At 64.3% G+C, this 20841-nt stretch carries 23 protein-coding genes; 12 read left to right on the plus strand and 11 right to left on the minus strand.

Annotated features, from left to right (window positions below):
* The 3 genes from Mlute_RS02750 to Mlute_RS02760 all read right to left on the minus strand — a co-directional run.
* The coding region (locus Mlute_RS02750; protein ID WP_147371024.1) for an MFS transporter at positions 1-445 on the minus strand (445 nt) is incomplete at its 3' end.
* On the minus strand, positions 442-942 hold the full coding sequence (locus Mlute_RS02755) for a cupin domain-containing protein (protein WP_119359226.1): 501 nt from the start codon (positions 940-942) through the stop codon (positions 442-444). The genes Mlute_RS02750 and Mlute_RS02755, both read right to left, overlap by 4 nt.
* Positions 943-950: 8 nt before the next feature.
* Positions 951-1466, minus strand: coding sequence for a metal-binding protein (locus tag Mlute_RS02760; protein ID WP_119359227.1), 516 nt, complete (start codon positions 1464-1466; stop codon positions 951-953).
* 180 nt (positions 1467-1646) lie between these two features.
* Between Mlute_RS02760 and Mlute_RS02765 the strand changes: the two genes are divergently transcribed.
* From Mlute_RS02765 to Mlute_RS02775, 3 genes are all read left to right on the plus strand, one after another.
* On the plus strand, positions 1647-2210 hold the full coding sequence (locus Mlute_RS02765; protein WP_182482458.1) for a TetR/AcrR family transcriptional regulator: 564 nt from the start codon (positions 1647-1649) through the stop codon (positions 2208-2210).
* Positions 2207-2701: a CarD family transcriptional regulator gene (locus tag Mlute_RS02770; RefSeq protein WP_119359228.1), complete on the plus strand. Its 495-nt coding sequence runs from the start codon at positions 2207-2209 to the stop codon at positions 2699-2701. The genes Mlute_RS02765 and Mlute_RS02770 overlap by 4 nt, the downstream gene beginning before the upstream one ends.
* 61 nt (positions 2702-2762) lie before the next feature.
* Entirely contained in the window at positions 2763-3587 is an 825-nt protein-coding gene (locus tag Mlute_RS02775; protein WP_119359229.1) for a transglutaminase family protein, read from the plus strand.
* Here Mlute_RS02775 and rbsK read toward each other — a convergent pair.
* The 3 genes from rbsK to Mlute_RS02790 are packed head-to-tail and all read right to left on the minus strand — an operon-like array spanning position 3584 to position 5861.
* Positions 3584-4531 (minus strand): ribokinase, encoded by a 948-nt coding sequence (gene rbsK / locus Mlute_RS02780; protein ID WP_119359230.1) that lies wholly within the window; start codon positions 4529-4531, stop codon positions 3584-3586. The genes Mlute_RS02775 and rbsK overlap by 4 nt on opposite strands.
* Positions 4532-4541: 10 nt before the next feature.
* A complete protein-coding gene (locus tag Mlute_RS02785) occupies positions 4542-4754 on the minus strand; it encodes a CDGSH iron-sulfur domain-containing protein (RefSeq protein ID WP_119359231.1) in 213 nt (70 codons plus the stop codon).
* Between the two features lie 42 nt (positions 4755-4796).
* On the minus strand, positions 4797-5861 hold the full coding sequence (locus tag Mlute_RS02790; RefSeq protein ID WP_119359262.1) for a [LysW]-lysine hydrolase: 1065 nt from the start codon (positions 5859-5861) through the stop codon (positions 4797-4799).
* 135 nt (positions 5862-5996) lie between these two features.
* Here Mlute_RS02790 and Mlute_RS02795 point away from each other — a divergent pair, with 135 nt between their 5' ends.
* Positions 5997-6236 carry a ferredoxin gene (locus tag Mlute_RS02795; RefSeq protein WP_119359232.1) on the plus strand — a complete coding sequence of 80 codons (240 nt, stop codon included), beginning with the start codon at positions 5997-5999 and terminating at the stop codon, positions 6234-6236.
* A 50-nt stretch (positions 6237-6286) separates the two neighbouring features.
* On the opposite strand, the gene Mlute_RS02800 is transcribed toward Mlute_RS02795, so the two are convergent.
* Complete coding sequence (locus tag Mlute_RS02800) at positions 6287-7243, minus strand: branched-chain amino acid transaminase (protein WP_119359263.1); 957 nt, start codon at positions 7241-7243, stop codon at positions 6287-6289.
* A 52-nt stretch (positions 7244-7295) separates the two neighbouring features.
* Positions 7296-8093 (minus strand): DUF721 domain-containing protein, encoded by a 798-nt coding sequence (locus Mlute_RS02805; RefSeq protein WP_119359233.1) that lies wholly within the window; start codon positions 8091-8093, stop codon positions 7296-7298.
* 266 nt (positions 8094-8359) lie between these two features.
* Between Mlute_RS02805 and Mlute_RS02810 the strand changes: the two genes are divergently transcribed.
* The 8 genes from Mlute_RS02810 (at position 8360) to Mlute_RS02845 (ending at position 16869) form a co-directional block, all read left to right on the plus strand.
* Positions 8360-9856: an ABC transporter substrate-binding protein gene (locus tag Mlute_RS02810; RefSeq protein ID WP_119359234.1), complete on the plus strand. Its 1497-nt coding sequence runs from the start codon at positions 8360-8362 to the stop codon at positions 9854-9856.
* A 71-nt stretch (positions 9857-9927) separates the two neighbouring features.
* A complete protein-coding gene (locus tag Mlute_RS02815; protein ID WP_119359235.1) occupies positions 9928-10875 on the plus strand; it encodes an ABC transporter permease in 948 nt (315 codons plus the stop codon).
* Positions 10868-11704, plus strand: a complete 837-nt coding sequence (locus tag Mlute_RS02820) for an ABC transporter permease (protein WP_119359236.1) — start codon at positions 10868-10870, stop codon at positions 11702-11704. The genes Mlute_RS02815 and Mlute_RS02820 overlap by 8 nt, the downstream gene beginning before the upstream one ends.
* 23 nt (positions 11705-11727) lie before the next feature.
* The gene (locus Mlute_RS02825) at positions 11728-12519 is read left to right on the plus strand and encodes an SDR family NAD(P)-dependent oxidoreductase (RefSeq protein WP_119359237.1); all 792 of its coding nucleotides are present in this window, start codon (positions 11728-11730) and stop codon (positions 12517-12519) included.
* An 88-nt stretch (positions 12520-12607) separates the two neighbouring features.
* Positions 12608-13441, plus strand: a complete 834-nt coding sequence (locus tag Mlute_RS02830) for a carbohydrate ABC transporter permease (protein ID WP_119359238.1) — start codon at positions 12608-12610, stop codon at positions 13439-13441.
* Positions 13442-13478: 37 nt separating this feature from the next.
* Positions 13479-14273, plus strand: a complete 795-nt coding sequence (locus Mlute_RS02835; protein WP_119359264.1) for a carbohydrate ABC transporter permease — start codon at positions 13479-13481, stop codon at positions 14271-14273.
* An 81-nt stretch (positions 14274-14354) separates the two neighbouring features.
* Entirely contained in the window at positions 14355-15554 is a 1200-nt protein-coding gene (locus tag Mlute_RS02840; protein WP_119359239.1) for an ABC transporter substrate-binding protein, read from the plus strand.
* A 118-nt stretch (positions 15555-15672) separates the two neighbouring features.
* The gene (locus tag Mlute_RS02845) at positions 15673-16869 is read left to right on the plus strand and encodes an ABC transporter substrate-binding protein (protein WP_119359240.1); all 1197 of its coding nucleotides are present in this window, start codon (positions 15673-15675) and stop codon (positions 16867-16869) included.
* On the opposite strand, the gene Mlute_RS02850 is transcribed toward Mlute_RS02845, so the two are convergent.
* The 3 genes from Mlute_RS02850 to metE are packed head-to-tail and all read right to left on the minus strand — an operon-like array spanning position 16866 to position 20835.
* Positions 16866-17234 (minus strand): acyl-CoA thioesterase, encoded by a 369-nt coding sequence (locus tag Mlute_RS02850; RefSeq protein ID WP_119359241.1) that lies wholly within the window; start codon positions 17232-17234, stop codon positions 16866-16868. The two genes, Mlute_RS02845 and Mlute_RS02850, sit on opposite strands and share 4 nt — an antisense overlap.
* Positions 17231-18523 (minus strand): class 1b ribonucleoside-diphosphate reductase subunit beta, encoded by a 1293-nt coding sequence (gene nrdF, locus Mlute_RS02855; RefSeq protein WP_119359242.1) that lies wholly within the window; start codon positions 18521-18523, stop codon positions 17231-17233. Before nrdF ends, Mlute_RS02850 begins: the two co-directional genes overlap by 4 nt.
* The gene (metE, locus tag Mlute_RS02860) at positions 18520-20835 is read right to left on the minus strand and encodes a 5-methyltetrahydropteroyltriglutamate--homocysteine S-methyltransferase (protein WP_245958830.1); all 2316 of its coding nucleotides are present in this window, start codon (positions 20833-20835) and stop codon (positions 18520-18522) included. The genes nrdF and metE overlap by 4 nt, the downstream gene beginning before the upstream one ends.
* Positions 20836-20841 lie beyond the last annotated feature (6 nt).

The following is a 20841-nucleotide window of genomic DNA, read 5'->3' on the forward strand; positions in this document are numbered from 1 at the left end:
GGGCCGCCCCCACCAACCCCCCCAGGCTGAAAAAGGCGTGGAACCCAGACATGATGGGCCGGGCCAACCGCCGCTCGGCCTCCACGGCCTGGGCGTTCATGGAAACATCCATGGCTGCATTGGCAAAGCCAAAGGCGAAAAGGGCTAGGGCCAGCAGCCCTCCGCTGCCCGCCAGGGCCAGCAGGGGCAGGGCCAGGCAGTTGGCCAGCGCCGAAGCGACCAGCACCGGCCGGCTCCCCAGGTGGGCGATAAGCCCTCCAGTAAGGGGCATGGCCAGCACCAGGCCCAAAGGCGCGCTGAGCAGGATTAGGCCCAGCTCCCCAGTGCTGAGGCCTAGGTTTTGCTTGATAGCCGGGATGCGGGAAACCCAGGCCGCCACCAGCAGCCCACAGACAAAGAAGACCAGGTAGATGGCCAACCGGGCCCGTAGGAGGTTCTGGTTCATCGGGTCAGCCTTTCTATGAGCGTGCGGTGCTGAGGGAATCGCTTGACCAGGGCTTGTCGTTCGGCCAGCTCAAAATCGGCGAAGTCAAAGCCGGGGGCCATGGTGCAGCCCACCAAGGCGAAGCCGTGGGGCTCCTCGAGGCTGGCCGCAAACCAGTGGCCCGCCGGAACCACCGCCTGAAACCGCTGGCCGCGCGTGGGGTCGGGCCCCAAGGACAAAACCTGAAGCCCCCCAAGGGGCGAGATGAGCCACAGGGTAAGGGGCGCCCCCAGGTAAAAGTGCCAGACTTCGTCGCTTTTTAGGCGATGAAAGGCCGAAAAGTCGGGGTGCGCCAGCAGGTAGTAAATCGCCGTGGAAAAGGGCCGAGGCCCCCCATAGCGGGCGGGCAGAACAGCCCCGTTCAGCTCCTCAGCAGCCCGGTAGGTCTGGCGGTAGTAGCCCCCTTCGGGGTGAGGGAGCAGCTCGAGCTTCTCTATCCAAAACGAGGCACTTTGCATGGTGGAGTTCAGCGGCGGCGCCTAGGCCGCCCCAACGGAATGGGGTCGGGCCAAATTCCATCGGCCAATAAGTGCAGCCACTGGGAGGTATAATACCCCATCACCAAAGCCCAAACGACCTCCTGTGGGGGGGCTCGGAGGCTTGCCCGCAGGTCAAAGCCCAGCCGCAGGTAGCCGGCCAAGGCTAAAGTAGCCCAGCCCAAGGCCAACCCCACCACCCCCAGGTAGAGCAGCCGGGTGAGGGGCCCCACAATCCAGGTGTGAGAAAGGCCGCGGTGGGAGAACATCCACCCATACGGCACCCAAAGCCAACCCAGCCAGCCCCATCGCCCCTTGGAACGCACCCGCCGCTCGGCCAGGTCCAGGTCAGGGGTAATAAGGAAGGTGCCCACCAGATAGCTCCCCACAAAGGCCACCGCCACCGGCTCTGGCAGGGCCAGCTCCTCCCGGTAGGCCCAGTAAGCGGCGGCGGCCAGGCCCAGCACGCTCAGGTTGATGGCCTCGTGAACCCGTCCCGACGGCACGGGGCTAGTCTAAACACCCAGGCCTCCAAAACCGGGTGCAAGCGAACAATCCGCCTTTTGCATAAAAACAAGGGCTCTTTGGGAAAAATAACGAGCGAAAAGCCTGCCAAAACCCCGTCGTTACTGGTTAGAAGACCCATCTCATCCAGGCCGCCAGCCCTTCTGTTAGACTTTATATCCGTGACCGCGGAGGCTCGGACTGCCCCCAAGCGCGAGGCGATCCTCGAGGCAACCATCCGAGTCCTAAGAGACCGAGGGTTGTCGGGGCTAAAAATCGAGGAGGTGGCCAGGGAGGCCGAGGTCGGGAAGGGTACGGTCTACCTCTACTTCCGAGATAAACAAGACCTGCTCAAGGCCTTGGTGGAGTACCACACCTTCTCCTATTACCGCAAGGTGGAGGGCGTGGTGAGCCAGGATACCTCCTTCCGCCAACGGCTGGCCGAGGTGGTACGGCTTCGGATCGCCTGGGTGGAGGAGTGGCGCGGGCTTTGGGCAGCGGTGGCGCGGGAGGCCCACCCAACCGACACCAGCGGGTGGCTCCGGGGCATGCACGAGCACTACCAGCATCTGCTGGAAAGGCTGGTGCGGGATGGTCAGGCCCGGGGCGAGGTGCGGCCTGACCTTGACGTGAGCCTTACCGCCGCCAGCATCGCCGCCCTGGCCTGCAGCCCGCAGCTCGAGTTTCCGCGGGAAACCTACCTCGAGCACCTGCTCGAGGTTCTTTTGAAAGGAGTGGCGTTGTGAGCGAGTACCGTCCAGGAGATAAGGTTGTTCTGCCGCCGTATGGGGTAGGCGTGGTGGCGGGGATAGCCCAACGTTCGGTGGCCGGCTCGGACAAGTCCTACTATCAAGTTGACTTTCCCGGAACCCGTTCTAAGGCTTATGTACCGGTAGAGTCCCCCCAAAGCACCCGCCTGCGCCGGGCCTTGTCGCCGGACCAGGTAAGCGAGATTCTAGCCCTGCTGCGCGACGGCCGCCTACCGTTGCCCCGCCAGTGGGCCGCACGGCACCGCAAGACCACCGAAATTCTGGCCGAAGGCGACCCTTTCCGCATCGCCACCCTGGCTGGCCAGCTCCGGGCCTGGGAACTGGAAAAGGGCCTGCCCGATCTGGACCGCCAGGCCCTGCGAAGGGCTCTACACCTGCTGGCCGAGGAAATCTCCCAGGTGCTGGAGATAAGCCCTGAGGAAGCCCGAAAGATGTTTGAGGAGGCCGTAGGCGAGGGCCTCAACTAGGACGAACAGGACGAACCCACCCCAAGGAGCCCCTAGGGGCTCCTTGTGCTACTTTGGGGCTGTGCTCCTTTCGGTCTACCACCTGACCGAGTACAGCTACCCTGAGGCGGCCAAAGACTCCTACAACGAGCTCTGGCTTTGCCCGGTAGACGACCACCGGCAGGGGCTCCTCGAGTTCTGCCTAAACATCACCCCGCCCGCCCGAACCCAAAGCCGCCTGGACTACTTCCAAAACCGGGTCTACCAGTTCCACATCCCCCAACCCCACCGGCAGCTAAGGGTGGAGATGCGGGCCCGGGTGGCCACATTCCCTTCCCCTCAACCCCCCGAGGTAGCGCTTCAGGCCCTCTACCCGCTAAAAGATCGGTTCTTTGAGTACCTGGCCCCCACCCCTCGTATCCCCCTTCACCACCCCTGGCTCGAGCTTCTAGGCCTCCGACAGCCCCACCCTAAGGAAGGGCTGCACGCCTACTTGCTTGAGGTCACCCAGCACATCCACCAAACCTTCACCTACGACCCCCAGGCCACCCAACTAGACACCCCGCTTCACCAAGCCGTACAGGGCCGGGCGGGGGTCTGCCAGGACTACGCCCAGGCCATGCTGGCCGCACTGCGCAGCCTGGGCATCCCAGCCCGCTACGTCTCGGGTTACCTGGCCAACGGGGTGGGTGCGGAGGGCAGCCACGCCTGGGTGGAGGCCTTCTTGCCGGGGGCGGGCTGGCTCGGCTACGACCCCACCAACGGCAGCGTGGTCGGCGAAGCCTATGTGAAAAAAGCCCACGGACGCGACTACGACGACTGCCCACCCCTGCGGGGCCAGCGCCGGGGCGGGGGGCTAGAGCAGCTCCGGGTCTTGGTCCGGGTAGAGCCCCTGGGGCAGCCCTAGGAAAGCCGGGCCACCCCCTCCAGCACCTCGGTTCGGCAGGGCAGGGCCGACTGTGCGCCCACCCGGGTAGTGGCCAGGGCGCCGGCCACCACCCCCCACCGCACCGCCTCAACCAGGCTGTGCCCTTCATACAAGGCCGCCGCCAGGGCCCCTACGAAAGCATCACCGGCCCCAGTGTTGTCCACACTCTCCACCCTAAGGGCGGGCTGGTAGCCCGAGGCCGCCGGCTCAGCCCAGACCGCCCCTTGTTCGCCCAGGGTGATCACCACCCTGGCCACTTTCTGGCTCAGCTGTCGGGCCAGCTCGAGGGCCTTCTCGGGCGAGGCCGGCGCTACCCCGGTCAGGCTCAGCGCCTCGCTTTCGTTGACGACCAGGAGGTCCACCTGCTCCAAAAGCTTCTCAGGAAGCTTTTGCGCCGGCGCAGCGTTCAAAATGACCCGGGCACCGGCCGAGCGGCCCAGCTCTGCGGCCCGGCGCACGGTATCCAGGGGAATCTCGAGCTGCAGGACCACCACCTTGGCCCCATCAAACTCCGCCGGGGTTAGGTTCTCAGGGCGCAGGCGATAGTTGGCCCCCGGGGAGACGATGATGGTGTTCTCCCCCTTCTCGTTTACGGCAATAAAGGCCACGCCGGTTGGGGTGGGAATGGGCAGGACGGCGTGGACATTTATCTGCTCACGCTTGAGGCTGTTGCGCAGCCGCTGACCAAACTCATCCTGCCCCACCCGGCCAACCATGCGCACAAGGGGTTGGGGAGGGGTCGCGCCGGCTTTGGCAGGCGCGGGCTTCCCAAGCGTCCGGGCTGCGGCCACAGCCTGATTGGCCCCCTTGCCCCCACAGTGGGTCTCGTAGTCCGAACCCAAGATGGTCTCCCCAGGACGGGGGTGCCGCCCAACCCGCACCACCAGGTCCATGTTCAGGCTTCCCACCACCACCACGCTCATGGCCTATAGCTTACCCCGCCCCCAGCTCTATCTCCCCCGGTGGGGCTTGAAAACCTACCCACTTGTGGCTGCCGTCGCAAAAAGGCTTGGAGGCCGACTGGCCACAGCGGCACAGGGCCAGCTTGGCCCTCTCCAAACGCCTTTCCTCCCCGTTAAAGAGGTAACAGCTCCCCTCGGGCAGGTCTATCACCAACGACCCGTTCTCCCGCAAGCGGATTTTCATACCCAAAGCCTAAGCGCCCTCCCGGCAGGCCACAAGTACCCCCTAGGAGGTTCCAGCCTGATCCGCCAGGCGGACCAAGGCCAGGCGCAAAGCCTCGATGGCCTTGAGGAACTCGGGGATTTCCAGGTGTTCCATGGGGGTATGGTCAAGGGTAGAATCCCCAGGCCCATAGGCCACCATCGGCACCCTCCAGTGCGGGGCCACCACGTTCATATCCGAGGTTCCGGTTTTGTACTTGAACACCGGCTCACCCCCCGTCTGGCGGATGCCGGCGCGGAGGGCCCGGGTCAACGGGGTGTCCTTGGGACCCACGTAGGGCACCTCGCGCCCAGAGAAGTCCAGGTCAAGGGTAGGAGGGGCATAAGCGGTGAGGTGGCGGATGGCCTCCTCCACCGGAAGCCTGGGCGGCAAGCGCAGATCAAACTTCATCTCAGCGAACTGGCGGTTGTCGGGGTTCTCGATGTGAAACTCACGCAGGCTGTACTGCACCTGGTGAAAAGGCCCCTGGCCCACATTCATAGCCTCGGCCCAAGCCTTGATGCTCACAAAGTAGCTCACCAGTTCCTCGGCCGCATTGGGCTCGTGGTGGGCCGAGTGGAAGTTGTCCTTCTCCCGCCGAACCCGCACCAGCAAGCGCCCCTTATAGCCTAGGGTGATGCCCTGCCAACCAGAGGGCTCCCCAATGACCACAAAATCTGGGTTCAGCTTGTCCACCACATACCGGGCCCCCTTAGAACTGGGCACCTCTTCCTCGGTGGCCCCCACCACGTGAAGGGTCATCCGCTCCAGGACCGACGGGGGCAGGCTCGAGGCGGCCATCACGAAGGTCACAAAAGGTCCTTTGGCATCCACCGATCCACGCCCGAAGAGCTTATCCCCCACCAGCCGGACGGGAATCTCCCCTGGCACCGTGTCAATATGCCCGAGCAGCACCACCTGCAGTGGCCCAGTCCCTATCTGGCCCCGGGCATTGTCCGCCTCATCCACCCAAGCCTTGGCGTAGCCTAGCCGGCGCATGCCCTCAACCAGGTACTCCGCCACCGCGCGCTCCTGACCCGAGACTGAGGGAATCTCCAGGGCGCCCCGCAGAAACTCTACCGCTTCCATACGCACGCAAAAACGCCCAAGTGCGCTCTGCGAGCCCCAGTATATCGGAGCCTTGACTTTTTCCGGATTCCCCTAGAATAGGTAGCTAGGCCCAAGGGTCGCCTCAAGCGACCCATCGCCAAAGCGGAGGAAGCCATGCCCCACGTGATCACCGAACCTTGCATCGGAACCAAGGACAAGTCCTGCGTAGAGGTCTGCCCGGTTGAGTGCATCTACGACGGCGGGGACCAGTTCTACATCCACCCCGACGAGTGCATTGACTGCGGGGCCTGCGTCCCCGCCTGCCCGGTGTCCGCCATTTACCCCGAGGAGGACGTACCCGAGCAGTGGCGCGACTACATCGCCAAGAACCGTAAGCTTTCGGGCCTAGAGTAGCGGCAAGGGGCCATAGGCGGGGTCGCCGGTGGCCCCGCCCATTATCCTTTTCACACGTAGGTCAGCCATCCCTCGTAGCGGGGGTTTTTGCCCTGGACTACCTCCATGTAGGCGGCCCGCAGGCGCAGGGTGTGGGGTCCGGCCTCGCCGGTGCCAATGGGGCGGTGGTCAAGGTAGGAGATCGGGGTAACCTCGGCAGCGGTGCCCACCATGAAGGCCTCATCGGCCATATAGAGCTGGTCGCGGGTAGCCCGCACCTCACGAACCTCGTAGCCCAGGTCGCGGGCCAGGGTAATCACCGTGTCGCGGGTGATGCCCATTAGGTTGACCGAGTGCTCAATGGCGTAGAGCACCCCTCCACGGAAAAAGAAGATGTTCTCCCCCGACCCCTCGGCGATAAAACCTTCTTTGTCCAGCAGCAAAGCCTCATCGGCCCCGGCCTGATGCGCCTCCATGCGGGCCAGGGCGCTGTTGACGTAGTTGCCCCCCACCTTGGCCTTGCCGGGCATCACATTGGCAGGAAAGCGGGCCCAGGAAGATGTAATCAGCCGGGCCCCTTTGCGCACCGCTTCGTCCCCCAGGTAGGTGCCCCATTCCCAGGCCGCCACCATCACCTCGGCAGGGTTGTTGGGCAGCGGGTTCACCCCCAGGGTGTGGGCCCCCATCCAGGCCAGCGGGCGGATGTAGCAGCTTCTGTAGCCGTTGGCCCGGACTACCTCCAGAATGGCTTGATTGATGGCCTCAGGGCCAAAAGGCATCTCAAACCTCATCACCCGGGCGCTGTGAAAGAAGCGCTCGGTGTGCTCCTGCAAGCGGAAAACAGCCGGACCCTTGGGGGTCTCGTAGGCCCGGAGCCCCTCAAAGATGCTGGTGCCGTAGTGCAAGGCATGGGTCAGCACAGAGACCTTGGCCTCCTCCTGGGGCACCAGCCGCCCGTTGAACCAAATAAGCCCAGCTTTTATCTTGCTGTCGCCGCCTATGCTTTTGGGTCTGGCTTCGGTGGACATGGGTTCCTCCATGCAAGCGCCCAACAGGCTCAGCCGCGGGCGGTATGGCCCATCATATCTCCTTTAGCAAAGAGGCCACCCGCTCAGGCAGCAAGTGGCGGTAGGGTCGAACCTCCCGCTGGCCTGTACGAAGCTGCAGGTAGCGGCGCGCGGTGTCCTGCAAGATGGCGATAAGCTCGGGGTTCCGGACCACCTCGGGCAGGAGTTCTTGAAGCTGGGCCAGAAGCCTTTGCTGGGCCAGGTACCGCGCCGCCTCGAGCGGTTCCCCCTCGAGCCTGGGCCGAAGCGGAAAGCAGGCCAGCCGACCGGCCTCCCGCTGCACGTAGGGCTGGGCCAGCAGGCGCTGGCAGGCGGCGCAGGGCTGCTCTGGGCTGGCGGCCCCACATACCGGGCAAGGCGGGTGAGGGCTGGCTTTCTGCCTTTGCAGCACCGCTCGGCCTGTACGTAAAACAGCCTGGCGAAGCGCAGGGGGCACCCTCTCCGCCAGGGCTTGCAAACCCGCCTCCTCCGCAGGGGCGATGGACGGGGGGGGTGGGTTTTCAGCCTGCGTCTGTTTAAAAACAGCCCCCACCTGAAAACGCACCTCCCGCACCACCCCGGGCAACCTTTCTTGGTAGCGCCGGAGAAACTCTTCCCTTAGGTAGGCGAGCTGATGGGCCACCACCGAGTCCGGCACCCGCACGAACAGCACCCCGTCCTCCAGCCGCTCGGCCTGGCTCATCTCGCTCAGGATGGGCCCTACCACCTGGGGCCAGAGCAAAAGCGCCCGACCCCGCTGGAGGCCGGCCTGAAGGGGGCTTTGTTCCAGGATTTTGCGGATGATCTCAGCAGCCGTCCGGGCCTCCGACATGTCTATAGGGTAGACCCCAAAGGAAGGGCTGGCTAGAGGCCCCCCAAGCCTATAAGAAAGCCACCCGCATCGGCCTGAGGGTGCTTTCCAAGGCGGGGCATCCCGTGTTATGGTGCAATTACGAGCGAGGCCGAAAGAGGCTCTACTGGGCCTTTTTCGGGATGGGAAGGGTGGAGAAAACCCGACCCAGCACACCGGTGAGGCGTTCGCCCACCCGCGCGGCGCGACCATAAATCGCGATTTTTCCCACACAAGGAGGAAGCGTGATGAAACGTTGGTTGCTCGTCGGTTTGCTGGCCTTTTTCGGGCTGGGCCTAGCCCAGCAGCGGGGGGGCTCCATCACCATCGCCCTTCAGACTGAGCCCGCAGCCTGGGACCCCACCCAGGTGGCGGGGGCCGATATCTCCCGGGTAGTCTACGACAACGTGCTGCAAGGGCTGGTCAAGCGCAACCCCAAGGGCGAGATCGTGCCCTCGCTGGCCACCCGCTGGACGGTTTCAGACTCCGGGCTTACCTACACCTTCACCCTGCGCCAGGGCGTGAAGTTCCACGATGGCTCCGACTTTACCGCCCAGGACGTGCTGGCCAAGTTCAACCGGGCCCGCAACCCCGACACCCGGGCCTCGGGCCACCTACGTCCCGACCTCTACCGCGACATCGCGGACATTTCCAGCCCCAATCCCAGCACGGTGGTCTTCCGTCTACGCCAGCCCAACAACGATTTCCTCTTCATCCTCTCGCGCCCCGAGTCCCTGATTGGCCCCCGCCAGCGCCCCCTGGCCGAGCAGCGGGTGCAGCCCATCGGTACCGGTCCCTTCCGCTTTGCTGGATGGGAGCGGGGGGTGGCGGTGCGGCTGGAGCGCAACCCCAACTACTACCTGCCGAACCTACCCTACTTGGATCGGGTCAACTTCCGCTTCCTAGGGGATGGGGACGCTCAGCTCGCCGGGTTGCGGGCCGGCGACCTGGACGTGATCGCCTACAGCCTGCTGCCTGAGAACGCGGTGGTGCTCTCGCGCGACCCCAACTTCAAGGTCTTCTCCGGCTCAGGCACCGCCGAAGCGGTGGCGGGTTTCAACAACAGCCGCCCCCCCTTCAACGACGTGCGGGTGCGCCGGGCCATCACCCTGGCCACCAACAAGGACGAACTAATCCAGGGGGCCATGCTGGGTTACGGCACCAAAATCGGCTCCATGCGCTCGCCGGGTGAGGCCTGCTACGTTGACCTCTCCAACTTCAACGCCTACAACCCCGACGAGGCCCGCCGCCTTTTGGCCGAGGCCGGCTTTACCAACCAGAACCCCTTGCGCTTTACCTTCAACCTGGCTGCCGAGTTCCCCTACGAGCGGCGCATCGGCGAGGCCATGGTGGCCCAGCTCAACCGGCTGGGGCCCCTGCAGGTAACCATCCAGGTGACCGACTTCAACACCTGGATTCAGCGGGTTTTCAGCCAGGCCGACTACGCCATGACCATCATCGGGCACGTGGAGGCCAACGACATCGGCAACTACGCCAACCCGCGCTACTACTGGCGCTACAACAACCCCCGCTTCCAGCAGCTTTTTACCCAGTACCTGCGGGCCCCCAACCAGACCAAGGCCTGCGAGGCCCTGGCTGCGGCCCAGCGCCTTTTGGCCGAGGACGCTGCCAGCGTGTGGGTGATGAGCCTGCCCGCGCTGGGGGCCCACCGGGCTAGGGTGCAGAACTGGCCGGACAGCTTCCTCTCCCCCGGCATCAGCGTGGCCGAGGTCTGGGTCCGGTAGATGAACTGAGCATAGCCGGTGGCCGGGTTGCTTTGGCCGCCGGCTTTTTGCTGTAAGCTGCGGCTGTCTTTATGCTTTCCTACGCGCTTCGGCGTCTAGCCCTAGCCCTGATCACGCTCTGGCTGGCCACCCTGCTGGTCTTCGGAGCCCTGCTCCTGATTCCGGGCAACCCGGCCCAGGCCATCCTTGGCCTCGAGGCCACCCCCGAGGATGTGGCCGCCCTAGAGGCCCGGCTGGGCCTAGACCGCCCCCCCCTCGAGCGCTACCTGAGCTGGCTGGGAGGGGTGCTGCGGGGCGACCTGGGCCAGTCCATCCGCTACGAGCAGCCTATCTCGGAGCTGATTGTGGCCCGGCTAGGCATCACCTTGCCCATTGTGGTGGCCTCTTTGCTCCTGGCCACCTTCATTGCGGTACCGCTGGGCATCCTGGCCGCCCGACAGGCAGGAAGCCTGGTGGACTTGGCGGTTTCGCTGGGGGCACTTTTGGGCATCGTGCTGCCTTCCTTCTGGGTGGGGCTGATGTTCATCTACATCTTCATCGTCTGGCTCAAGCTGCCCCTGCCCACCAGCTTCCCCATAGGGGGCTGGGAAAACCCAGAGCGGGCCCTGGCCGCGTTGGTGCTGCCGGTGCTCACGGTGGGGCTGGCCAGCGCTTCGTTTCTGGTGCGGTTGGTCCGGGGGAGCGTGCTAGAGGTTCTGCACCAGGACTACATCCGCACCGCCAGGGCCAAGGGCCTCTCCGAGCGGGTGGTGCTCTACAAGCACGCCCTCAGGAACGCGGCGCTGCCGGTGGTGACGGTGCTGGGGCTCGAGTTCGCCAGTCTGCTCATCGCCACGGTGGTGGTGGAGACGGTCTTTGGCATCCCCGGGCTGGGCTCCTTGTCGCTCACCGCCATCAGCGCCCGCGACTACCCCTTGGTGCAGGGGGTGGTGCTGGTCATCGCGGCCTTCATCGTGCTGATGAACCTGGCGGTGGACCTGCTGTATGGTCTTTTGGACCCAAGGGTGAGCTATGGGTAGGGAAAACCAACGGAAATGGCGGCGGCTGCCCCTCTCCCTCAGGCTGGGGGCCTGCCTAATCGGCCTGGTCCTGCTGATGGCCCTGGCCGCCGCCCTCAACCCCACCGACCCCAACGCCACCACCCCCAACCGCTTGGCCCCGGTCTTCTCCGAGGGGCACCCCCTGGGCACCGACATCCTGGGGCGCGACACCCTGGCCAGGGTGCTGGCCGGGGCCCAAAATGCGCTCTATGTGGGCCTGGTGGCGGTGGGCATCGGGCTCTCGCTGGGGATGGCCCTGGGGGTTCTGGCGGGGTACGTGGGCGGATGGCTGGACCAGGTCCTCTCGGTGTTGCTGGAGGCCCTTTACGCCCTGCCGGCCCTGCTGCTGGCCCTCCTTCTGGCGGCCGTCTTCAGCCCCGGGATAACCACCTCCATGGTGGCGATTGGGCTGGCTGCGGTGCCGGCCTTCGCTCGAGTGGCTCGAGCCGGGGTGCTGGCGGTCAGAAACCTTCCCTACGTTGAGGCTGCCCGGGCCTTGGGGATGGGTGGTGGACGCATTGTGCTGCGGCACATCCTGCCCAACATCCTAGGGCCCTTGGTGGTCCAGGCCAGCTTGGCCTTCGCCGTGGCCATCCTGGCCGAGGCCGCGCTCTCGTACCTGGGCCTCGGTACCCAGCCCCCCGACCCAAGCTGGGGCCGGATGCTGCGCGAGGCCCAAAGCTACCAGGAACTCACGCCCTACCCGGTCGTCTTCCCTGGCCTGGCCATCGGCCTGGCGGTGCTGGGGTTCAACCTGCTGGGCGATGGCCTGAGGGACTACCTGGACCCCAGAAGACAGGGCCGGTAGCCCCACCGCGGTAGTATGTGCGCATGGACTACACAAAGATGTTCCGACTGGATGGGCAGGTAGCCCTGGTGGTAGGTGGGGGCTCGGGAATTGGGCAGGCCTCGGCCGAAGCCCTGGCCGCCCAGGGGGCCACGGTGGTGGTGGCCGATCTGAAGGCTGAGCTTGCCGAAGAAACCGCGGGCAAAATCCAAGCTGAGGGTGGCCGGGCCGAGGCTCAAGGGGCCAACATCGCCCATCTCGAGGAGGTTAAAAAGCTCATCCAAGGCCTTCGGGAACGCCACGGCCGGCTGGACATTGCCGTGACCACCCCCAGCATCAACATCCGCAAACCCGCGCTGAGCTACAGCAGCGAGGAGTTTGACCGGGTGGTGGGGGTCAACCTCAAGGGGACCTTCAACCTCCTAACCGAGGCCGGCCGGGTTATGGCCGAGCAGGGCTCGGGCGTCCTCATCGCTTTCTCCTCCATCCGCTCCTTGGTGGTGGAGCCGGGGCAGTCGGTCTACGCCATGACCAAGGCCGGTACCGTTCAGCTCATCCGCGGTCTGGCAGCAGAGCTGGGCCCCAAGGGCGTGCGGGCCAACGCCATCGCCCCTGGGGTGATTGACACCCCCCTGACCGCCCCCATAAAGGAAAGGCCCGGGTGGTACAAAGCTTATGCCGAACGCAGCATTCTCAAGCGCTGGGGCCGGCCAGAAGAGGTGGCGGCCGCAGTGGTCTTCCTAGCCTCCCCAGCCGCCTCCTACATCACCGGTACCGTGCTCTTCGTGGACGGCGGCTGGACAGCCATAGACGGCCGTTTTGAACCACCCTTGTGAGGGCCAACTTGGTTTAGGCCTGCCCTGGACCAGGCTGCCGATATAGTAACCTGGGGACGTTTGCCCCTCGGGGCAGGCGAGGTCGCGCATGGGTCGGAGGTCTGCATACTGGTTCGCTCTTCCTGCGGTGGGGTTTCTAGGGCTTTTTTTGCTCTACCCCTTTTTGGATGTGCTGCGCTTTTCCACCTGGGACTGGTCGGGGCTTTCTGAACCCAGGCCCATCGGGCTAGAAAACTACCGGGACATCCTCCAAGACCCTGACTTCTACAAAAGCCTGCGCATCACCCTGGTCTTCGGGGCCATGACCCTGGCCCCCTTTATCCTGCTCTCTATTCTGCTCGCGCTGGCCCTGGACGGCCAGCCCTATGAGCGGCCGGTCAAGGCCCTGCTCTTCCTGCCCGGGCTGGTCACCCTGGGGGGGGCCACGGTGGCCTGGTATACCCTGTTCAGCCCCGAGTACGGTGCCCTGGCCTCGCTGGTACCGGTACCCCGCTGGGACCAAAGCCCTTTTTGGGCCCTGGTGCTGGTCACCCTCTTTACCATTTGGCGCCACATTGGCTACGGGGTGCTGGTGGTCTCGGCGAGGCTCAAGGCCATTCCCAAGACGCTGCTCGAAGCTGCCGCGGTAGACGGGGCCTCCCCTGCCCAAACCTTTCGCTTCATCACCCTGCCGCTTCTGCGGCCGGCCATCACCTACCTTTTGGTCATCGGCACAGTGCTGTCGCTTCAGTCCTACACGGCGGTGTTCCTCCTGACCCGCGGGGGGCCTTTTGGGGGCACCGAGGTGCTGGGCTACTACCTATACAAAACCGGCTTTGAGGTGGGCCGGCTGGGCTACGCTGCGGCGCTTACGGTGGTCATCCTGCTGCTGACCTTGTTCTTCGCCGCGGCCCAGGTGCGGCTTTTGCGGGAGGAAAAATGAACGGGAGGTTCTTGCCGTTGGACAGGGGGTGGGCCTGATGCGCTGGCTCAGCCATGCCTTCGTGGGGCTGGTGGTCTTCCTGGTGGCCCTACCCTTCCTCTGGATGGCCTACGCGGCTTTCATCCCCCCCCAGCTCATCTTCACCGGGGACATCTTCAGCCAGCTCGCCTTTAGCCTAGAGAACTTCCGGGTGCTGGGGCAGGAGGGGTTTTGGGACGGCTTCTGGGGGCGCCTCCTCTTCTCGGCCCTTCTTACCGGGGGGGTGACCCTACTCCAACTCTTCACCGGGTTCCTGGCGGCCTACGCCCTAAAGGAAGGAGCCCCCTTGCTGCCCTTCTTCTTGCTCCTGCTGGCCATTCCGGTGGAGCTTCTACTGGTGCCCCTGTACGGCCTGTTGGCCGGGCTTCGGCTGTTGGACACTCTTTGGGCCCTGGTGCTGCCCTTTGCAGCAAGCCCCTTTATCGTCTACCTGCTCTTCCAAGGAATGCGCACCGTCCCGGAGGAGCTTTTGGAGGCAGCCCGGCTGGATGGGGCCGGCCACCGGGTGCTCCTGACCCGCATCCTGCTGCCCCTGTTGCGCCCCCAGCTCATCGCCGCAGGGGTGCTGGCCTTCGCCGCCCACTGGAACCTGGTACTCTACCCCCGCATCGTGGCCGGCGGCAAAGAGCTCAAAACCGTCCAAACCTGGATCACCGACCTACAACGGCAAAACCCCGCCGACTGGGGGCCGCTGTCCGCTGCAGCCCTGGCCGCCACCCTGCCCTTGGTCATCATCTACCTGCTCTACGAGCGCCGCATCGTGGAAACCTTTGAGGAGGGGCTCAAGGGCTAAGCTGAAGGGGCCCAAATAAACAGCTTTCTCATGCACCCTATGCCAAACTTATCTGGGGCCTAAGAGGGCCAGGAGGAAGGCATGCGTGCTTGGATAGGCTTTTTGGTGGTTCTAGGGGTGGCCCTGGCCCAGCGTCCGGTGGAGATTCCCTTCTGGCACACCGCGGGGCCGCCAGGGCAGGAGCCGTTGGAGGAGATGATCCGCGAGTTCAACGCCCGACAGCGGGAGTACCGGGTTGTCCCCAGCTTCGTGGGCGACTACCGGGAGGGCGGGCTGAAACTCCTGGCCGCGCTGCGCTCGGGTGGAGCCCCGGTGCTCTTCCACGCTGAGCTCTCCTTCCTAGGGCGGATGGCCCAGGACAACGTGGCGGTTCCCTTGGACGAGTACTTGAGCGGCATACCAAACGACTTTTATCCGAGTTTTCTAGAGGCGGGCCGGTTCCGTGGCCGTACCTACGGCCTACCCATCGGGCTATCGGTACCGGTCTTCTTTTACAACGCCGACCAGTTCGCCGCCCGTGGCCTAAACCCTCCCCGCACCTGGGAGGAGGTGGTCCAGGCTGCCCAGCGGCTAACCACCCGGGCGGCCAAGGGGTACACCCTCTCCAGCGACATCTACAGCTTCAACGTGTTGGTGATGAGCCGGGGTGGGCGCATCGTGGACGCCCAGGGGCGCCCAGACTTCACCAACCCCAAGGTGGTGGAAAGCCTGGAGTTCCTGCAGGATATGGTGCGCAAGAACATCGCCCAAAGCCGCAACATCGCCGAGGCCCAGTTCTCGGTGGCCGACTTCCTACGCACCAAGACCTTTATGGGCATCGCTCCTATCACCATGTGGCCCCTGATTGAAAGCCGAGCCCCCATCCCCTTCCGATTAGGGGTGGCGGCGGTGCCTCGGGTGGAGGGGGGCAAGGTGCCGCTGGCCGGAGGGGCCCTTGTGGTGCTGCGGGGAGCCAGCGAAGCCCAGGTACGCGGCGCGGTAGCCTTCTGGCGTTACCTGATGGAGCCCACCAACATCGCCCGTTGGGTGCGGGCCACCTACTACATGCCCATGCGGAGGGCGGCCCAGGCCCAGCTCGAAGACTTCTACCGCGAAGACCCACGCCGCCGGGTAGCTTTTGCCCAGGTGGAGCACGCCGACGTATGGTTGCAAGACCCTGAGTTCACCATCTGGTACAGCTACCTGGAAGACGCCCTCGAGCGGGCCCTAAAAGGCAACGCCAACGCCCGGCAGGTCTTGGAAGAGGCCCAGCGCCGGGCCCTGGCGGTAGAGCGGCGCTAGCCCCAAAGCAGTAAGCGGCCCCGGCTTCAGCCGGGGTTTTTACGCCAGCCTGACAAATAGCTGATGGCCGGGTGGTTTTTTGGATGGCGTAGAATGGGTCTACCCGTAGGAGGAAAACGTGAAGCGCCTCGCATCCTTGCTCCTGCTCATCGGAACCGCCCTGGCCCAGACCGAAATTCCCTTCTGGCACAGCATGGACGGCCCCGCCGAGCGGGCCATCAACCAGTTCGCCAACACCTTCAACGCCTCTCAACGCAGCTACCGGGTCGTCCCACGGCTCATCGGGGACTACAGGGAGGGGGAAACCCGGCTTCTGGCCGCACTCCGGGCGGGTGGTGCCCCGGTCTTGTTCCAGGCCGAGATTCTGCTCTTCCCCAGACTAGTGGCCGAAGGGGTGGTGCTGCCCCTAGACGAGCTGGCCGCCAGCCTACCCAAGGCCTTCACCGACGACCTCTTTGAGGCTGCTTGGGAATACGGCCTCATCAACAACCGCCGCTACGGCCTGCCCTTTAACACCTCCACCCCGGTGCTTTACTTCAACGAAAGCCAGCTCAGGGCCAAGAGGCTCAGGGCACCCAGCAACTGGCGGGAGTTTGAGCAGGCGGCCCGGGCCCTCACCAGCCGGAGCGCCAAAGGGTTCATTGCCCTATCGGAATCCTGGACCTTTGAGGCCCAGGTCACAAGCCGTGGAGGCAATTTGGTTACACCGGATGGGCGGCCCAACTTTACCTCCCAGGAGGTTGTGGAAACTTTGGAGTTCCTGCAGCGCTTGGGACGGGAGGGGATTATCAGCGTGCGCAACCTCTCGGAGAGCTTTTTCGCCCAGACCGACTTCATCCGCACCAAGGGGATGATGGTCATGGCCTCCATCGCCAACTGGCCAGCTGCCGAAAACGCCTCCTTCGCCTTCAAGCTGGGCGTGGCCCCTGTTCCACGAGAACCGGGCGGTAAGGTACCCCTAGGAGGGGCCCAACTCGTGGTGTTGAGGGGAGCTAGCCCGGAGCAGCAGCGCGGTGCTTTTGAGTTCTGGCGCTTCTTAATGGAGCCGCAAAACATCAAGACCTGGGTAGAGGCCAGCTACTATGTGCCCCTGCGCAAATCAGCCACACCCTTGTTGGAGGGATTTTACCGGGAAAACCCCTACCGCAAGGTGGCCTTTGAGCAAGTGGCGGTGGCCCAGCCCCGACCAAGAACCCCGCAGTTTGCGGTCTGGCGCAACTTTCTGGAGGAGGCCCTGGAAAAAGCCCTCAAGGGAGGCATCCCTGCGCGGCAGGCCCTGGAGGAGGCCCAGCGAAAAGCTGAGGCAATCCGCTAAAGCGGAGATACCGGCTTCGGCCTGCCGTCTGGCCCCAGGGCCACCATCACAAAACCGGCCCGGCAGGCCAAGCGACGTTCCTCGCGCTCTATGGGCTCCACCCACATCTCCACCTCGAGCCGCAGCGAGCTCCTGCCCACCTCTTTGACCCAGGCCACCAGCTCCACGATGGAGCCCTGCGGCACCGGGTGGCGGAAGTCCATGGCGTCGGCGTGCACCGTGACCACCTTGGCCCGGGCATGCCGGGTGGCAGCCACGAAGGCTGCCTCGTCCATCCAGGCCATGGCCGTACCACCAAAGAGGCTGCCGTAATGGTTGCAGTCACCCGGGCGCACCAGGTGCACGGTGCGGGTTTCGTTCCTCATGCCTCCCCCCGCCGAGCCCGCGTGCGGGCCTCGCGGTAGAGGATGTAGGCCCGGGCCACCTCCGGGTAGGTGGCCATCAGCCCCTCCTCCACCAGGTCTTGAATCTCTTCCACCGAGAGGCACTTTGCTTCCGCCCTTCGCTTGATGGGCTCCACCACACCCCGCGCAATCCGCTCGGGTTCCACCGTCACCCCCGCGGCGGCCGCAGCCTTTCCCACCGCCCGTACGATGCGCATCTCGTCAAAGGGCACCTCTCGACCATCCCGCTTCCGCACCGGCTTCAGGTCAGGGCCCCCCTCCGGAAAGTAAAAATCCAGGTCCGAGAGGGGCTCCACCCGGGTAGCCTTAATGTAGCCGTTGCCCTTGGTGGAAAAGAAGTCGTGGTGCTTGGTCTCGGTGCGCAGCCCGGCCAGCACCACTGGGTTCACCTCTTCAGGCTCCACCCCAAAGTGGGGCTCCATCCCCAGGTTCATCAGGGCCTTGTCGGCGTTGTAGCGGGAGAAGCGCAGCACCGCCTCCTCCAGGCCAATGGGAGCGTAGAGGGCCTTTGTGTAGCGGGCCTCCAGGGCATCCAACCGCTCTAGAAGTCCTATTACCTCCCCCTGAGCCCTCTTCCGCCCCACCTCCCCCATTCCCGCAGCCCGCTCCTGGGCCAGAAGACCCACGTACACCCCGTGAACCGCCTCGTCGCGGATGATCAGGCTGATGATCTCCCCCGAGTTCACCAGCCGCCCCCCTCCGGCCAGGTAGAGGGGGTAGAAGAAGCCCGAGTAGAAAAGGTAAGACTCCAGCAAAACGCTCGCGGCCATGGCCCGGTAGAGGGTGGCCCCGTCCCGGATACCCGTGTAGGCCTCGTGGATCAAGGCCAGCTTGGCCTGCAGCTCAGGCTGCTCCCTTACCCAGGTGAAAAGCTCCTCGATTCGCTCCGAGGTGCACAGCGTGGAGAAGATCGAGCTGTAGCTCTTGGCGTGCATGTGCTCCATGGCCCCCATGAACGAGAGCACCGCCTTGGCCTGGAGCCCTTCCACCCACTGGGATATCCGGGGCATGCCCACGCCTCCTTGCAGGGTGTCCAGCAAGGTGAGCCCAGCCAGCACCTCCTCGTAGGCCCGTTTTTCCTCCGGGGCCAGGGTCATCCAGGAGAGCTTATCGTCGGCCAGAGGGATTTCCTCGTCCACCCAGAACTGCCGCACGTTCTGGTCCCAGAACATCTTGGTGTAGGCGTCCTCGGGACGATTCCAGTTAACCGCGCTGAAAGGGCCTTGGGAGGTAGAAAGCATCTCGTTCATAAGGACTCCTGCGGATTAGGGCGGGATTCCGACTGCTTCCGGAGGTGCTGGGCAGCCTCAACGAGGTTGGCCAGAGCTGGCTTAACCTCCTCCCATTTGCGGGTTTTTAGGCCGCAATCGGGGTTGACCCAGATCTGATCGGGAGCCAGGTGCTTTTGGGCCTTCTCCAAAAGCTCCACCAGCTCAGCCACAGAGGGCACCCGCGGGGAGTGGATGTCGTAAATCCCCGGGCCAATCTGGTTGGGATATCGGTAAGAGATGAAGGCCTCGAGCAACTCCATTTTTGAGCGCGAAGCTTCGATGGAGATGACGTCGGCGTCCATATCGCCGATGAATTGGATGATGTCGTTGAACTCGGAGTAACACATATGGGTATGAACCTGGGTCTCATCGGCCACCCCCGAAGCGCAAAGCCGGAAGCACTCCACCGCCCAGGCCAGGTAGCCATCCCACTCCGCCCGGCGCAGCGGCAGGCCCTCCCGCAGGGCTGGCTCGTCAATCTGAATGATGCGAATCCCGGCTCGCTCGAGGTCGGCCACCTCATCCCGAAGAGCCAGGGCGATCTGGCGGCAAACCTGCTCACGCGGAAGGTCATCGCGCACAAACGACCATTGCAGCATGGTCACGGGCCCGGTCAGCATGCCCTTCACCGGCTTTGAGGTGAGGGACTGGGCGTAGGTCGCCCACTCGAGGGTCATTGGGCGAGGGCGCGAGACATCGCCAAAGAGAATCGGGGGGCGAACGCAGCGTGAGCCGTAGCTCTGGACCCAACCGTGCTGGGTAAAGGCATAGCCGCAGAGCTGCTCGGCGAAATACTGCACCATATCATTGCGCTCAAACTCCCCGTGGACGAGGACGTCCAGGCCAATCTCCTCCTGCCAGCGCACCGCTTCTTCCACCTTGCTTTTGAGGAAGTCCGTATAGTCGGCGGCGCTCAGCTCACCTTTAGAGAAAGCGGCCCGGGCTTTGCGCACCTCGCCGGTCTGGGGGAAAGAGCCGATGGTGGTGGTCGGGAAAAGGGGCAACCCAAGGTGGGTCTGTTGGGCCTCGCGCCGCACTGGAAAAGGGCTTTTGCGGCGGGTCATCTCGGGCGTGATCCGCGCTAGGCGCTCTTGCACCCGAGGGTCGTGAATTTTGGGCGAGCTGCGGCGCGCGGCTACCGCTGCCGCCGAGGCAGCCAGCTCGTCTTTTGCCGCCCCTCGTCCCTGGTTGAGGGCCCGGCCCAGAACCGAGAGCTCTTCCAGCTTCTGCACCGCAAAGGCCAGCCAGCCCTTTAGCTCCGGGTCAAGGGCGGTCTCTAGCGAGAGATCTATCGGCACGTGCAGCAAGGAGCAAGAAGGAGCGAGAATCACCTTGTCTTCTCCTCGTGCTTCAACCACCGGCTCGATCCAATCCAAAATGGCCGGCAGGTCTGCCCGCCAGACGTTGCGCCCATCGATCACCCCAAGCGAGAGGGTGAGTTCTGCCGGGGCCTTCTGCGTGACTAGATCGAGTTCCCCTGGGGCGCGCACCAAATCAAGGTGCATCCCAGCTACCGGCAGCGAAAGCGCGAGCTCGAGGTTATCCCCATAACCGCCAAAATAGTTGGTCAGGAGAAGGTTTAGCCCCGGCACCGCCTCAGCCAAAGCTGTGTAAGCCTTGCGGAACGCGCCTTGGCTGGCCTCATCGAGGTCGAGCGAGAGCACCGGTTCGTCCATCTGTACCCACTTGGCGCCGTGGCTGTGCAATCGGCGCAGCACCTCGGCGTAGACCGGTAGAAGGCGCTCGAGCCAATCGAGGGGGTTCAGGGCCTTGTCCTTGCTTTTGGCAAGCTTGAGGTAGGTCACCGGCCCCAGCAACACCGGTCGGGTCTCGTAGCCCAAAGCTTTAGCCTCCAGGTACTCGTCAATGGGCTTGGTGGAGGCTAACTGGAAGACTTGGTCCGGCTCGAGTTCCGGCACCATGTAGTGGTAGTTGGTGTCGAACCACTTGGTCATCTCGAGCGCGGGCAGGCCCATGCTTCCGCTGCCACGGGCCATGGCGAAGTAGAGCTCGAGCGAAACCTCCGCGCCTTTCCACCCATAAACCGCCGGGATCGCACCGACCATGACGCTGGTATCGAGCACATGGTCATAAAGGGAGAAGTCGTTGCTAGGAATGTGGGTGATGCCCAAAGCGTGTTGCTTGGCCCAGTTGGCCCTGCGCAAGCCCCGCGCAACTTCCAGCAAGGTAGCCGCAGAGGCTTTGCCCGACCAAAAATCTTCCAAGGCGAACTTGAGTTCCCGTTTGGCTCCAATCCTTGGAAAGCCCAAACTGCCAACAGAAACAGGCACAACCGC

This window comes from Meiothermus luteus (assembly GCF_003574085.1).
GTDB classification, from domain to species: domain Bacteria; phylum Deinococcota; class Deinococci; order Deinococcales; family Thermaceae; genus Meiothermus; species Meiothermus luteus.